This window comes from Megamonas rupellensis DSM 19944 (assembly GCF_000378365.1).
GTDB lineage: Bacteria > Bacillota > Negativicutes > Selenomonadales > Selenomonadaceae > Megamonas > Megamonas funiformis.
Genome location: NZ_KB899603.1, coordinates 1 through 16,124 on the forward strand (window position 1 = coordinate 1; position 16,124 = coordinate 16,124).

The 16,124-nt window shown below is 33.5% G+C and carries 14 protein-coding genes; 8 read left to right on the plus strand and 6 right to left on the minus strand.

All coding sequences use genetic code 11. The annotated features are described in order from the left end of the window. On the plus strand, nucleotides 1-232 hold a 232-nt coding region (locus F553_RS11940; protein WP_019000020.1), incomplete at its 5' end, for a zinc ribbon domain-containing protein. A gap of 195 nt (nucleotides 233-427) precedes the next feature. Here the strand turns inward: F553_RS11940 and F553_RS0110185 are convergent. From F553_RS0110185 to nadA, 4 genes are read right to left on the minus strand one after another with little or no spacing between them, the layout of a single operon-like run. Then, a complete protein-coding gene (locus F553_RS0110185) occupies nucleotides 428-1,741 on the minus strand; it encodes an MFS transporter (protein WP_019000021.1) in 1,314 nt (437 codons plus the stop codon). Nucleotides 1,742-1,764: 23 nt separating this feature from the next. Next, nucleotides 1,765-2,616: a carboxylating nicotinate-nucleotide diphosphorylase gene (nadC, locus tag F553_RS0110190; RefSeq protein ID WP_008539320.1), complete on the minus strand. Its 852-nt coding sequence runs from the start codon at nucleotides 2,614-2,616 to the stop codon at nucleotides 1,765-1,767. Next, a complete protein-coding gene (locus F553_RS0110195) occupies nucleotides 2,613-3,926 on the minus strand; it encodes an L-aspartate oxidase (RefSeq protein ID WP_019000022.1) in 1,314 nt (437 codons plus the stop codon). The genes nadC and F553_RS0110195 overlap by 4 nt, the downstream gene beginning before the upstream one ends. A gap of 13 nt (nucleotides 3,927-3,939) precedes the next feature. Continuing rightward, nucleotides 3,940-4,848 (minus strand): quinolinate synthase NadA, encoded by a 909-nt coding sequence (gene nadA / locus F553_RS0110200; protein WP_019000023.1) that lies wholly within the window; start codon nucleotides 4,846-4,848, stop codon nucleotides 3,940-3,942. 192 nt (nucleotides 4,849-5,040) lie between these two features. On the opposite strand from nadA, the gene addB reads away from it, so the two are divergent. The 3 genes from addB to yidA are packed head-to-tail and all read left to right on the plus strand — an operon-like array spanning nucleotide 5,041 to nucleotide 13,131. After that, nucleotides 5,041-8,613, plus strand: a complete 3,573-nt coding sequence (addB, locus tag F553_RS11945; protein WP_019000024.1) for a helicase-exonuclease AddAB subunit AddB — start codon at nucleotides 5,041-5,043, stop codon at nucleotides 8,611-8,613. Beyond that, nucleotides 8,580-12,260 carry a helicase-exonuclease AddAB subunit AddA gene (addA, locus tag F553_RS0110210; RefSeq protein ID WP_019000025.1) on the plus strand — a complete coding sequence of 1,227 codons (3,681 nt, stop codon included), beginning with the start codon at nucleotides 8,580-8,582 and terminating at the stop codon, nucleotides 12,258-12,260. Before addB ends, addA begins: the two co-directional genes overlap by 34 nt. A 58-nt stretch (nucleotides 12,261-12,318) precedes the next feature. Beyond that, entirely contained in the window at nucleotides 12,319-13,131 is an 813-nt protein-coding gene (gene yidA, locus F553_RS0110215; protein ID WP_019000026.1) for a sugar-phosphatase, read from the plus strand. 90 nt (nucleotides 13,132-13,221) lie between these two features. Here the strand turns inward: yidA and F553_RS0110220 are convergent, their stop codons facing one another. Beyond that, nucleotides 13,222-13,704 (minus strand): hypothetical protein, encoded by a 483-nt coding sequence (locus F553_RS0110220; protein WP_019000027.1) that lies wholly within the window; start codon nucleotides 13,702-13,704, stop codon nucleotides 13,222-13,224. A 52-nt stretch (nucleotides 13,705-13,756) separates the two neighbouring features. Between F553_RS0110220 and F553_RS0110225 the strand changes: the two genes are divergently transcribed. Together F553_RS0110225 and F553_RS0110230 are read left to right on the plus strand one after the other, a co-directional pair. Beyond that, nucleotides 13,757-13,969, plus strand: coding sequence for an AtpZ/AtpI family protein (locus F553_RS0110225; protein ID WP_008539308.1), 213 nt, complete (start codon nucleotides 13,757-13,759; stop codon nucleotides 13,967-13,969). Nucleotides 13,970-13,978: 9 nt separating this feature from the next. Then, entirely contained in the window at nucleotides 13,979-14,845 is an 867-nt protein-coding gene (locus tag F553_RS0110230; protein ID WP_019000028.1) for an RluA family pseudouridine synthase, read from the plus strand. On the opposite strand, the gene F553_RS0110235 is transcribed toward F553_RS0110230, so the two are convergent. Continuing rightward, on the minus strand, nucleotides 14,835-15,509 hold the full coding sequence (locus tag F553_RS0110235) for a uracil-DNA glycosylase (RefSeq protein ID WP_019000029.1): 675 nt from the start codon (nucleotides 15,507-15,509) through the stop codon (nucleotides 14,835-14,837). The two genes, F553_RS0110230 and F553_RS0110235, sit on opposite strands and share 11 nt — an antisense overlap. Before the next feature lie 83 nt (nucleotides 15,510-15,592). Here F553_RS0110235 and F553_RS0110240 point away from each other — a divergent pair, with 83 nt between their 5' ends. After that, the gene (locus tag F553_RS0110240) at nucleotides 15,593-15,877 is read left to right on the plus strand and encodes an EamA family transporter (protein WP_019000030.1); all 285 of its coding nucleotides are present in this window, start codon (nucleotides 15,593-15,595) and stop codon (nucleotides 15,875-15,877) included. Nucleotides 15,878-15,980: 103 nt separating this feature from the next. Further along, nucleotides 15,981-16,124: transposase (locus F553_RS12395; protein WP_208854020.1), on the plus strand; the 144-nt coding region annotated here is incomplete at its 3' end.

Genomic DNA, 16,124 nt, shown 5'->3' on the forward strand with positions numbered 1-16,124 from the left:
AAAAATTCTTGAATATAAAGCGAGAGAAATTGGCTCAATAGTGCAAAAGATAGATAGATACTATCCAAGTTCGCAAATTTGCCATGTTTGTGGTACAAAAAATCCTGAAACTAAAAATTTGGCAGTTCGTGAGTGGATTTGCGCAAAGTGCAAAACCAGCCACGATAGAGATAGAAATGCTGCTATAAATATATGGAAGGTTGGGGCATCAACCTTCTTTGGAGAGATATAGTAAGACCTGCTATTTTAGTAGGCAAGTATCGTTTGTATCCAAGAATCCCCTGCCTTTAAGCATGGGGAGTATGTCAAGATTAAAACTTATTTACTATTATCAGCAAATTATCAACGAAAACTAATACTCATCTTTAATTTGCCAATAAAAAAATAGCAGATACATTTGTACCTGCTATTTTTATTTAGACTATATTTAAATATTTTCCAAGTTTTTCTGTTTAGTTTCTACACCTAAAGCAAATACTGCTACAGCAATAATGATAAATACACTAGCAAACATATAGAAAACAGTATGCATATCACTGCCAGCTTCTATCATCATACCTACAACAAGCGGAGCAGCCATACCACCGATACGACCGACACCTGCTGCCCAACCACTGCCCATAGCACGAATGGCTGTCGGATAAAGTTCTGGTGTATAAGTATAAACAACACCCCATGCACCAAGATTAAAGAAGGACATCACACAGCCCCAGAAGATAATCAATTCTGCACTTTGAGCTTGTCCGAAGAAATAACTTGCTACACCACTCATACATAAAAATAAAGATAATGTATATTTTCTGCCTAATTTATCCACTAGCCATGCTGCACAAAAATATCCAGGAAGCTGAGCAAAGGTAATTAAAAGCACATATTCAAAAGTTTTTACAAAGGCAAAACCTTGCTGATAAACGATAGCAGGAAGCCATGTGAAAATTCCATAATAACTATAAACAATACCAAACCATACAATCCAAAGCATGATTGTTCTTGCTAAATATTTACCAGACCATAAATCTTTTAATTTTGGTTTTTCTGTAGGTGTATCATCAGTTATTACTTTTAAATCGCCTTTATATTTAACACCAAGACGCATTTCCAAATCATCTACGATTTTTTGAGCTTCTTCTACTTTGCCTTTAGATAATAAATATCTTACAGATTCAGGCATATGCAAGCGGATGAAAAATACATAGATAGCAGGTAAAGCACCAATGATAAAAGCATAATGCCAACCATAAACAGGGATGAATAAGTAAGCGATACAAGCAGCTGCTATCCAGCCTACACCCCAGAAGCTTTCTAATAAGACGATAAATCTACCACGTAAATTAGTTGGTGCATATTCAGACATGAGTGTCGCCGCTACTGGAAGTTCACCGCCTAGACCAAAACCAACGAAGAAGCGGAAAATCAACAAGGATTCATAACTCCAGGAAATAGCACAAAGTCCTGTGGCTATACTGTACAAAATTACTGTTGCAGAAAATACAGCTTTACGACCGAATTTATCAGCGATAGAGCCTGCGATTACTGCCCCTATTGCCATGCCTACAAGACCGATAGAGCCGATAGCCCCCATCTGCCCAGCAGATAAACCCCATTCTTTACCAAGTACAGGTAATACGAAGGCAATAAGCCCTGTATCCATCGCATCAAATAACCAACCAAGACCTGTGATAACTAATAATTTATAATGGAAACTACCTACTGGCAAAGCTTCCAATCTTTGTAATAACATTATTTACACTCCTTAATTTATAATCAAATTCTATGCAAATGTTTTAACGATAAATCTAAAATTGGTGCTGAATGAGTCAATGCACCGCTAGAAATGAAGTCCACACCGATTTTAGCTAATGCTTGTATATTTTCTTTAGTTACATTTCCAGAACATTCAGTTTGAGCTTTTCCGTCTATGAGTTTTATGGCTTCTTCCATCATATCTATGCTCATATTGTCAAGCATGATGATATCTGCTCTGGCTTCTAGAGCTTCTTTTACCATATCTAAATTTTCTGTTTCAACTTCTATTTTGCGTACAAATGGAGCATATGCTCTAGCTAATTCTATAGCTTTTTTTACACTGCCAGCAGCTCCAATATGATTATCTTTTAATAAAATACCATCAGATAGATTATAACGATGATTATTTCCTCCACCTACTGTAACAGCATATTTTTCAAAAATACGCATATTCGGTGTGGTCTTTCTCGTATCTAATAATTTTGTTTTACTGCCTGCTAATAAATTTACTACTTGATTTGTATATGTGGCAATTCCACTCATTCTCTGCAAATAGTTTAATGCCACGCGTTCTCCTGACAATAATACTCTGATATCGCCTTTTACTTTGGCAAGTAAATCGCCTTTGTTTACTTTATCGCCATCTTTAGCCATAAATGTGATTTCGATATCTTTATCTAATAATTCAAAGGTTCTAGCAAATACATTTAAACCTGCTATTACACCTTCACCTTTGCAGATTAAATCCACTTCGCCCAAAACTTTTTCCGGCATAATGGCATTAGTTGTTACATCCTCGCTAGTAATATCTTCTTGCAACGCCATCAAGATCAATTTATCTGCATTCATTTTCATTGTTATTTCATTCATCTTGCACTTCTCACTTTATCCATTTCATTGAAAATAGCTTGTTTATATTCTTGAGCTAAGATTATTTTTTCTCTATCTATATTTTGTTGTACATTATTTGCTAATTGAGCAAAATCTATATCGTATTTTTTATGTTGTGCATTTTCATCATCATGGATTTTATTAACTGCTCTTTTGGCGAATACCAATCCTTCTAATAATGAATTACTAGCTAATCTATTTGCTCCATGAACTCCATTACAACTTGTTTCACCAACGGCATATAAATTATTCATTGTAGTTTTGCTGTATTTATCTACATGGATACCACCCATATAATAATGCTGTGCTGGTACAATCGGTATCCATTGTTTAGTTACATCAAAGCCTTCTTCAAGACATTTTTCATAGATATGAGGAAAATGGTTTAAAATCACATCTTTACCAAGAACTGTCATATCTAACCAAACATAAGGCATATTGTCTTTTGCCATTTGTTTTTTGATTTCTGCTGTCATTAAATCTCTAGGCAAAACTTCATTTGCAAAACGCTTTCCATCTTTGCCATATAATTTTGCTCCTTCACCTCTTACAGATTCAGAGATTAAAAAACTTCTACCTGGTTTATTTGTATATAATGAAGTTGGATGAATTTGTACATAGTCTGGATTTTCAAGTTTTATATTATGGCGAAGTGCTATCGCTATAGCATCACCTGTCAAATGAGGATAATTTGTGGAATGTTCATATAATCCACCTATACCTCCACTAGCTAAAATTGTATTATCTGCTTCAATAGTTAAATACTCATCATTTTTATCCTTAGCTAAAATACCAAAACAAGTATTATCCTGTTCTATTAAATCTAACATAGTGACATATTCTAAAATATGTACATTAGGTAATTTCTGTACTGCTTTTAATAGATTTCTAGTGATTTCTTTACCTGTGATATCTTCATGAAATAAAATTCTAGCTTTAGAATGACAACCTTCTCTTGTATAATTCAATTCACCATTTTCTTGTCTAGCAAAATCTACACCATAGCCAATCAATTCATTTATGACTTCACGAGAAGAACGTATCATTATATCTACAGACTCTCTTCTATTTTCATAATGACCAGCTTTCAATGTATCTTCCATGAAGCTATCATAATCATTTTCATCCCTTAAAACACAAATACCACCTTGTGCTAAGAAAGAATCACTATTTTCTACAGCATCTTTTGTTATCATCAATATATTTTTATCACTAGGACAATGTAGTGCTGCAAATAAGCCACTAGCACCAGTACCTACAATCAATATATCTGTTTTATAATTTTGCATATTTACACCTTCATCATTTTGCTAATTCTAACATTTTTTCAAGTGGTTTCATCGCTTTAATGCTTAACTCTTCATCAACTTCTACCACATATTTTTCATTCACTAAGCTATCTTTAACTTTCGCTAAAGTAACTTTTTTCATATCATCACAATATTGTCTAGGTATTGCTGGCAAAAATAACTTATCTGGATTTTTTTGTTTCAATTCATACATAACACCATTTTCTGTACCAATGATGAACTCTTTTGTCTCAGAATTAGTGGCAAACTTTATAATTTCTGATGTACTGCCTACAAAATCAGCTAAATTCGTTACTTCTTCACTACACTCTGGATGAACTAAAAATAACGCATTTGGATGTGCTCTTTTCGTTTCAATCACTAAATTTACACTTATTTTTCTATGTATTGGACAATAACCATCATTGCAGATAATATTCTTTTCTGGAACTTTGCTCGCTACATATGCTCCTAAGTTACCATCTGGAATGAAGAAAATATTTTTATTTGATAATTTTTTCACAATCTCAACTGCGTTAGAAGAAGTTACACAAACATCAGAGACTGCTTTTAATTCAGCTGTAGAATTTATATAACAAACTACTGCTAAGTCTTCGACTTGTTCACGCATTTTTTTTACTTTATCTACGCTTGCCATATGTGCCATTGCACAATCTGCATATCTATCTGGCAATAATACTTTCTTTTTAGGATTTAAAATTTTTGCACTTTCACCCATGAAAGATACTCCTGCAAATACGATTAAATCAGCATCAATATTTTTAGCAATTTTACTTAAATAAAAAGAATCTCCTATATAATCTGCAACTTCTTGAACATCATCAGGAACATAATAATGTGCCAAAATAACAGCATTTTTTTCTTTTTTTAATTGCTCTACTTCTTCTTTTAAAGACAACATCAAGATTTCTCCTTCACGGAATATTTTTTGATATTATACATCAAATATTAACAGCTGACAAGACAGTAATATATACAAATATTTTTCAATTGTCAATAAGAAGCCGTTTTTACTGCTAAACGAAGCAGTGATTTTACTTGATTATGATATAATTAAGCCAATATATTTTTGATAAATTTGTGAGGTAATCTTATGTTAGAATTCATCATTGGCAGAGCAGGAAGTGGTAAAACCACGGCTTGTTTAAATGCCATTAAAGAAAAATTAATCCATTCACCGACAGGGAAACCTCTAGTTATATTATTGCCTGACCATATGACTTTTGCGATTGAACGTCAATTAGCTTTGGAGTTAAAAGATTATGGCGGTTTTACTAGAGCTTACGTCTTGGGCATGAGCAGACTTGCCTATCAAGTATTAATGCGTTGCGGCGGGATACGCCATCCACATCTCAATGAAATCGGCAAGGAATTATTATTATCTAGAGTTTTAAGTTCTACAAAACTCTCTATCTTAGCCAAGGCTGCTCGCCAACATCATTTCACAGCTTCTGTATCACAAATCATTGAAGAATTCAAAACTTCTGGTATCAGCGTTACTACTTTGCAAGATATTTTAACGCTTATTGATAATGATTCACTCAAACAAAAATTGAGCGATTTAACTTCTATTTACGCTGGTCTTGATGAACAGATGGCTGGTCGCTATCACGATAGCGAAGATATGATGGAACTTGCGATCAAAAAATTACCTGAATGTACATGGCTCCAAGATGCTGAAATCTGGATAGATGGTTTTGATGCCTTCAATCCTCAACATTTTCGCGTAGTCGAACAATTATTAGCATTAGCTAGCGATATTCATTTAACATTATGCATCAATAATTTAAATGATATTGAACATGAAGCACCTACTGCTTTATTTCATCGTCAATTCAATGTATTTCAACAGATAAATAATATGGCTAAAAAATTAGCTCTACCTACAAAAATAACTACACTTACAGCAAATCACCGCCATAAACAACAAGATTTAGCCTTTATCGAAGAACAATTATTTAAATTTCCTTTGACGAAAAAAAATTATACTGGCGGTCTTCAAATAGTCGAAGCTCCTAATCGCCGATTGGAATGTGAAGCTGTCGCCTGCGATATTTTACGTCTATGTCGCGAAGAAAATTATCGCCATTATGATATCGGTATTTTAATCCGCAGTAGTGAAGATTATAGCGAATTATTGCAAGCAGTCTTGAATGATTTTAATATTCCTTATTTCAGCGATAGCAAGCGACAAACTGCTCATCATCCTCTAGCTGAATTAATCCGCTCTAGCCTAGAAGCTATTTCTACATGGCAATATGAACCACTATTTCGAGCTTTTAAGACTGATTTCTTCAATGATAAATATTTGCAAACACTTAAAAATCTCGAAGAAAATACAGATGAAATAGAATTAAATTTAACAGAACAAAAAGCTATCGCTCGCAAAGCTATTGATAAATTAGAAAATTACGTCTTGGCTTTTGGTCTTCGCGGTCGCAATCGCTGGTGTGAAGAAAATGATTGGCGTTTTTCCCATCATAAACAGATTGACTCTATGGGCACAGATTTGGAAGAAGAGGCTAATTTCACTGCTATAAATCTAACTAGACGCAGTTTAGTCACTCCTTTAGAGAAGTTCTACACTGCTTGCCAAAATTCGCAGACTATCGAGGAATATACGCTTGCCCTATATGATTTTCTGATTGATTTACAAATACCAACTCAATTGCAATTATGGGAAAAAATAGCCCAAGAACAAAATGATATTGCCCTTGCTAAAGAACATCACCAAATCTGGGATAATATCATTGAATTGATGGATCAATTAGTGCAGACATGTGGCAAGGATTATATCAATCTTGAAAATTATTTAAAATTAATCAATGATGGCTTAGATAGTATTCAGATTGCTTTGATACCACCTGGATATGATTATGTTACACTTGCACCATTTGAGCATAATACTTTAAACAACAAGAAGGCTATTTATATCTTGGGTGCTAATGAAAAAATCATGCCTCGCCATAGTAAAACAGAAGGTATTTTAAGTGATGCTGAACGTTTATTGATGGCAAGTCTAGGGCTGAATATCTCTAGCGGTACAATGGAAGATAATTTTGCCGAAAGATATCTTCTCTACAAAGGCTTCTCCCTAGCTACAGATTATCTTTGGGTATCTTATGCTCTAGCTGATGGTGAAGGAGCTGGACTGAATAAATCCATCTTGATAACTAGATTGCAAAAGATTTTGCCTAAAGCAAAGTTCACAGCTATTCCTCTAGATAAAATAATCTCTTATCCAAGTGATTTTACGCTAGAAGAAAATCCTTTAGATAGTTCATTTGCGATAAAAACCATGCAAGTATCTACAACAAGAAAGACACTTAGCCATTTGACTTCCGCTCTTCGCCAAGCTCGTGATGGTGAAGATTTAGCGTCATTTTGGCAAGATGTTTATAATTATCTCTTAACTGCTGATGTGCCTTTATCTACGGCACTACAAAGTATTTTCGCCCAAGCACCAAAACCTGTATTGCCAGCTGATTTAGCTAGTAAATTATATACGAAACGCAAAACACTTCGTGGCAGTGTAACACGCTTTGAACAATTCTTTAATTGCCCATTCAAGCATTTTGCTCATTATGCCTTAAATCTACAAGAACGCAAAGAATTTAAATTTGCCGCTCCAGATTTGGGGATTTTACTCCACGCTATCATGCACCAATTTGGAGAAATCCTCGTGAAGCGACAAATATCATGGCAAGATGTAACTCATGAACAATGTCAACAAATCTGCAAACAAATCATCAAGACAATTGCTCCTAAATTGCAAAATGAAATTCTCTTAAGTTCCAATCGCTATAGACATCTTTTGCAGAGAATTGAACAATTATCCATTGATTCTTTGATGCGTCTAGTAGAATTTGCCAAACACAGTGAATTTTCACCCAAAGCTTTAGAGCAAGATTTCGGTGCTAATAGCTCCATGCCTCCTTTATTATTCACAGATGAAGATAATCACAAAATAGAAATCATTGGACAGATTGACCGCATTGATTTCAATGATAATTACTATCTAGTCATTGACTATAAATCAGGCAATGCTTTTATTAATCTACTACAAGTATATTATGGCTTGAAATTACAACTTTTGACTTATCTTTTAGTAGCTCAAAATACTACTTTGCAATTATATAATATGGAAAATGCCATTCCTGCTGGTATTTTATATTGCTTTTTAAAAACGCCTATCATCACAGGTACTAATAAACTATCCGTTCAACAAATTAAAACAGAAATTGAAAAGAAAATGCGTATGCCAGGCTGGGTACTAGCAGATCCTGAAATCATCAAAAAAATTGATGACTCTTCTAATTTCATCAAAGTGCGTTTAAATAAAAATCAAGATGATATCTCCGCTCAAAGTCGTTCCTATGTAAAAACAGCAGAAGAATTCGATTTATTGATGAAACATATCGAAAATACTTTAAAAGAAGCTGGCAGTGAAATTTTAAAGGGCAATGCTGATATCGCACCGTATAAATTAAAAGATGAAACGGCTTGCAAATACTGCCCATATATCGCTATCTGTCGCTTTGATAAATATATATCCGGCTATAATTATCGAGAGATAAATCAACTCAATGACGAGGAAATCATTGAAAAATTAAAACAGAAAGAAGGAATTCCATGCCTTGGTCAGCACAGCAACAACAAGCTATAAATACTTATGATAAAAATATCCTCGTAGCCGCAGCTGCTGGCTCAGGGAAAACCTCTGTATTAGTAGAGCGTGTAATTCAACGCATTGTAAATAAAACATGCGACATCAATCAAATACTAGTCGTTACCTTCACTAATGCAGCTGCAGCTGAAATGCGTGAACGTATCGCCAGTGCCATCACAGAGAAATTATCCGATAAAGACAAAGAGCGTCAACTCATATTATTAAACGCTTCTTCAATCTCCACACTTCATGCTTTTTGTCAAAATATCATTCGCCAATATTTCCATCAATTAGGCTTAGATCCTAAATTTCGTCTTGCTAATCCTCAAGAAATTGAATTATTAAAACTCGATGTACTTGAAGAACTCTTTGAAACGAATTATGACAAAGATGATAATGAAGACTTTCTAGAATTTACTGACACCTATGGCAATGAACGTGGCGATGATAGCACCTATGATATCATCTTAAAGCTATATGAATACTCTCGCAGTCAGCCTTTTCCTTTACAATGGCTGAAAGCTCTACCTTCATATTTTCAAATCAATAATGCTGATGAACTCAATGATTGCCCATGGCTACAGATAATCAAAGACAATGTCAAAGATGGTTTAAATATAGCCATAGACAATAGCCAGAAAATGTATCAATTAGCCACAGATTTAAACTTACCACCTTATGCAGATATTGCCAGTGGAGATTTAGCTTTTCTTTATGATTTAAATAACTTAATCGACACTTCATGGCAGGAATTTTTTAATTTAATCAATGAATTTAAATTTAAAACTCTGCGAATTTCTAAAAAATTCTCTGTAAATGAAGAAGATAAAGCTACCATCTCCGCTCTTCGTGATGAAACTAAGAAAATCATCAAACAATTAAAAGAGCATTATTTTACGCAAACTATTGAAGATACACTCTCCGATATGCCTCAATTGTATAAACAAGCCAGTAGCTTATGTAATATAACCATAGAATTTTCTCAAGCTTTTAGTAAAGCTAAAAACGAACGTTCTTTAGTCGATTTTTCCGACCTTGAACATTTCACTTTGAAATTACTCGCTGAAGAAAATTCCACTGCTGAAAAACTGATACCTTCACCAATCGCCCAGACACTACAGGAAAAATATGTAGAAATCATGGTCGATGAATACCAAGATACAAACGGAGTTCAAGAAGCTATTTTAAATCTAATCGCTTCACGCACTAAACCAAATTTATTTTTTGTCGGCGATGTAAAACAAAGCATTTACAAATTCCGTTTAGCTGAGCCAGAATTATTCTTAGCTAAATATCATCAATATCCTCATGAAGAAGATTGTCTTCGCATTGATTTAGCCCAAAACTTCCGCAGTCGCAAGGAAATCCTTGACGGCGTCAATTTCATCTTTTCCCAAATCATGACTACAAAAGCTGGAGAATTATCTTATGGCAAAGATGAAGCCTTATACTGCGGTTTTGATTATCCTCAAAGTGAATTTTTGACTTTAAAATCACCGATTGAATTAACTTTATTGGATAAACAGCAAAAATTAACTTTAAATGAAAATGATGATAATGATAATGAAGACACTGTACAAGGCTTTCAAGCTGAAGCTAAATATATTGCTCTTCGCATAAAAGAATTAATGAATAAACATCCCCTTGTCTTTGATAAACATACAAAGACTTATCGCCCTATAAAATGGAAAGATATCGTTATCCTACTGCGTTCTGTTCAAGATAAAGCTAAGATATTAGCTGATGTACTTCGCGAAGATAATATTCCTGTATATGCCACTATTGAAACGGGATATTTCCAAGAAACAGAAGTTCGCATCATGCTTTCATTATTGCAAATAATCGACAATCCGCAACAAGATATACCACTGACTGCGATTTTGTACTCACCTATATTTAATTTCACCGTTGAAGATTTAGCTCATATCCGTCTTATCAATCCGCAATTAAATATGTATGAAACTTTATTATTCATGACATCTATTAATGAGCTACAAGAACAATTACTCCCTGTAGATAAAAAAGTATTTGCTAAATTGCAGATTAAAGTAAATGATTTTCTCACCAAATTGCATTATTGGCGAGATTATGCCCGCAGTCATAGCGTACCTGAATTGATTTGGCTATTGCTCAATGATACAGGATATTATGATTATGTAGGTGGCTTGCCTGAAGGCTCTGTACGCCAAGCGAATTTAAGAGCACTCTATGACCGAGCTTTCAATTATGAGCAGACTTCTTTCCGCGGTCTTTTTCGCTTCTTGCGTTTTATCCATAAAATGCAACATATGGGAAATGATTTAGCCGTAGCTAGAAATCTAAGTGATAGTGAAGATGTAGTACGTATCATGAGTATTCATAAGAGCAAAGGTCTTGAATTTCCAGTAGTAATTCTTGCTGATATCGGCAAACAATTCAATCTCAAAGATGTTCAAGAAAGTGTTCTCTTTCATAAAAAACTCGGCTTAGGTCTTTATGTAAATGATGTCAAACATCACTATCGCTATCAAAATTTATCTCGCCAAGCTATCATTCAGCAAATCGTCAAGGAGTATAAAGCTGAAGAAATGCGTATATTATACGTAGCTATGACTAGAGCTCGTGAAAAGCTCATACTCACAGGTACTGTTCGCAATATGGAAAAATTTGCTCAATATGCTTGTTCTCAATTGCAAACGACGACAAAAACGCTACCTGATTATTTCATCATGCAGGCAAAATCGTATTTAGATTGGCTAGCTCCTGCTATCGCTCGCCATAAAGATGGCTTAGTCTTACGTCAATCAGCTACAAATGAAAATGCTGTTTTATTAGATGATCATTCACAGTGGCAAATTTCCCTAATCAACTCATTAGATATCACAGATAAAACTACAATTTCCACTGTAAATGAAGATATCATCAATAAAGTAAAAAAATTACAGCCATTGCCAGCTACAAAGCAAAAAGACAATATTGATAAATTATTGAATTGGTCTTATCCTCATCAAGAGGCATTATCCATTCCAGCAAAATTATCCGTTACTGAAATCAAACAGCAATTTGCTTCAACCGATTATGCTCCTCAAGATGATAATGCTCAAACGCTATTTGCGGAAACCAGTTTTAAACGACCACAATTTTTGCAAAAACAAACGAAAATGACTGCTACAGAATACGGTAGTTTAATGCATACAGTGATGCAACATTTAGATTTCCACGGCGATTTATCCGATAAAGGCATATTAGCCCAACTTCAAAATTTAGCTGATAAAGAAATAATCGACAAACAGCATATAAATAAAATCTACCGTAAAAATATCCGTGAATTTTTATTTTCACCGCTAGGCATGCGCATTCAAAAAGCAAAATCACTACAAAGAGAACTGGCTTTTAACCGCATGATTAATGCTAAAGTCTATTATCCTCAAGCTGAAGATAATGATACTATCTTTATCCAAGGTATTATCGACTTATTAGTCGAAGAAGATGATGGCTTGATTTTATTGGACTATAAAACAGATAATTGCACGCAAGCAGAAGCTAAAGCAAAATATGCCATGCAAATAAAGCTTTATGCTCAAGCCGCCAGTGAAATCATGCGAAAACCGATTAAAGAAAAATATCTCTATCTTTTTCATGATGCTAGCTTGATAAAGATGTAGCTTTAGTTATACAATTAACTAAATCGAATAACTATAAACGTATAAAAGGAGATTTTTAATGTATAAATTAATAGCCCTTGATATGGACGGCACTTTATTTAATTCTGACAAACAAATCACTGATAGAACAAAAGAAACTTTAGCTCAAGCTAGAGCTTTAGGTGTAAAAATTGTCCTCGCTTCTGGTAGACCACTTGCTGGACTTCAACCACCACTTAAAGAATTAGATTTAATTCATGAAGGCGAATATGTTTTAAGCTTCAATGGTGCTTTAATCGTTGATGCAAAAACTGGTGAAGCAGTATCTAAATGTATTTTAAAAGGCTCAGATTATAAAAAATTATTTAAATTGGCTCAAGAATTAGGCGTACATTGCCAAGCTTTCTCTCCTAGTCGTGGCTTAATCACTAACGAAACTAGCCAATATACAGAACATGAAGCTAGTATTAATCAAATTGATATCAATATCATCAATCCTTTAACAGATATTGCAGATGAAGAAGATATCATCAAAGTTATGTTCATTGATCCACCAGAAATTTTAGATGAAGCTATCGCAAAACTTCCTGCATGGATTAAAGAAGATTTCAATGTATTTAAAAGCGCTCCTTTCTTTTTAGAAATCACTCATAAAGATGTAGATAAAGGTGCTGGATTATTACATCTTGCTGATTATTTAAATATCAAGCAATCCGAAACTATGGCATGTGGCGACCAAGGTAATGATTACACTATGATTAAAGCTGCCGGTCTTGGCGTTGCTATGGAAAATGGCATTGATAAAGTAAAAGCTATCGCCGATTATGTAACTGATACAAACGATAATGATGGTGTAGCTAAAGCCATTGAAAAATTTGTTTTAAATAAATAAAATAACTCAAAATAAATAACCCTCAACAGTTATCAATAAAACAACTATTGAGGGTTATTTTCTATTAATCATTAAATTATAAATTCATAATTATGCTCTACTTGTTAAAATATCATCATGGGCTCTAGCATATTCCACAATTTGTATAAAGCGCAATCCACCGATGGAATCACGGCTAACTGTAATCCATGTTAAATACATTGGTGTATCAGTCCAACGGAATTTATCCTTTTTCGTATAATAAGATTCATCACCAAAACAAATAGAAGTCTGTTCTATATTCAACTTACATTGAGTGATTGTATAATAATTAAATTCTGAAGACATTGGCACATTATTTATTTTCTTTTCCTGATAAATAATGATATTCTTATTGATAGAACCGTCTTCATTTCTTGCATATTTTATGCTATTTGTATCGAAGGCATAATTATAATCTTCTGCAGGTCCAATATCAAAAGCTTGCCAATTATATGTTTGTATATTCTTTTCTTCACTTTGAGCAAAAGCTACACAAGTATTTACAATTAATAACATCATCAATAAATAAATTACTTTTATTGTTTTATTCATTAAAAATCACAACCTTTTATTTAAATTTATTAACTTAGAAAAGAGGTATTTTATGGCACCAAAATCAACTTGGGAAACTTTTACCTTTGTATCTGGCATTGGTTTCCACTTTGTAATCACTATTGGCGTTTGTATTTTCTTGGGGCAAAAAGCTGATATCTACTTTGACTCTACACCTATTTTCACTTTAATTGGCATCATCTTAGGTGTAATCACCGCTGTTTACACTGCTTACAGAAAAATCAAAGATGTCAATAAATCTTAAGGAGTATCTATGATTAAATATATCGTTAAAGCAGATATCAAAGAACAATTAGCTAAAGATTACTTAAAACGCCATGAAAATATATCTTCTACATTATGGAAAAAAATCAAACGACAAGATGAATTTTTCGTAAATGGTCAAAAAGTTCGCGCTACACAGGCAATAGTAAAACCAAATGACATCATTGAATACAATCTTCCTGTAACTTCCAAAGTAGAAGCTATACAAATACCCTTAAATATTGTCTTTGAAGATGATTATTTCTTAATCGTAGATAAAATAGCTGGTATGCTCACTCACCCATTGACATTTGAAAATACTCATACTCTAGCTAATGGCGTGATGTATCATTTTGCTAAAACTAATCAAAATGTAGGCTGTCATCCACTTTATCGCCTTGATAGAAATACTTCTGGCCTCGTCGTTTTTGCTAAAATGCCACAATTACAACATCAATTAGCCAATAACCACCAAAAATTTCAAAGATATTACTATGCATTAGTTCATGGAAAACTCTCACAAAAACAAGGGCAGATAAATGCACCTATTGGTAGAAAAAAAGATAGTATCATTCTGCATGAAGTCAATGATGAAGGCAAACATGCCATCACCAATTATCGCGTAATCAAAGAATTTGAAAATTATTCTTTAATTGAACTATGGCTAGAAACAGGGCGAACACATCAAATACGTGTGCATATGTCTTATCTTGGTCATCCATTATTAGGAGATGACCTCTATGGTGGCAAATTAGACTTAATCGCTCACCATGCTCTTCATGCTTATAAATTAAAATTCCCTCACCCTTTTACCCATGAAAAAATTTGTATCTCAAGTCCTATGCCAGATGATATGGCAAAATTAATCATAGATTAGGAATTTGCCAATTTATAGGTTTTTCCCCCACAGCTTCTAAAAAAGCATTTACCTTAGAAAATGGTCTACTGCCGAAAAATCCATTAAATGCAGATAATGGACTTGGATGTGCAGACTCTACGATGAAATGTTTCGGATTAGTAATCATTTTTTTCTTTTTGCGAGCAGGTGCTCCCCATAAGACAAAAGCTATAGGTTTTTCACGTTCATTTAAGATTTCAATAATTCTATCTGTGAATTTTTCCCAACCCATATTGCGATGAGAATTCGCTTGATGTGCTCTCACTGTAAGTACAGTGTTTAGTAATAATACACCTTGCTGTGTCCATGGTTTTAAACAACCATTATTTGGTATTTCACAGCCTAAATCTTCTTTTAACTCTTTGAAAATATTCACAAGTGAAGGTGGAGCTTTTACTCCAGGTTTTACAGAAAAACTAAGTCCATGTGCCTGACCATCACCATGATAAGGGTCTTGACCTAAAATCACGACTTTTGTATCATGATAACTTGTGTAATGGAGAGCATTGAAAATATCATACATGTCTGGAAATATCTGTCTTGTTTTATACTCATCTACTAAAAATTTACGAAGTTCTAAATAATATGGTTTCTTCAATTCTGGATTTAAAAATTCAGCCCAATCATTATGAAAAATCTCCATAAATTACACCTCTTTCTCATTTAAATATCATTATTTTTATTATACCAAAATATTAACAATAGGAAAAACAACGGAGGTATGCAATGAGCAATCATTTAAAAGGTATTTTAATGGTATTATCTTCTACTGCGATGTGGGGTCTTGTAGGAATTTTAGTTCAATATTTGATAAGTAGTGAATATTTCACACCTGAATGGCTTGTTAATACACGCTTACTTGCCAGCGGTATAATTCTTCTAGTTATTACTTATCTTTTCTATGAACGAAATATATTTAAAGTATTAAAAAAAGATTTCGTATCTTTATTATTATTAGGTGTAATTGGGCTTTTAGGTTCACAATATGGCTTTTACCAAATGCGAGCGTAAAGCCCCTAAATTTATTTATGGGGATATAAGCTCGCTAAAAAACAATGATTCGATATCATTGTTTTTTATTGTATTATATTTTTAATAGTTATATAATACTTTTATGAAATATAAATCAAATAATAATATAGTATATTCTTGTAAATATCATGTAGTATTTTGTCCTAAATATCGTAGAAAAGTGTTGAACAATGGTGTTGATGAACGATTAAAGGAGTTGATTAATAATATTTGTCAGGAGCTTCAC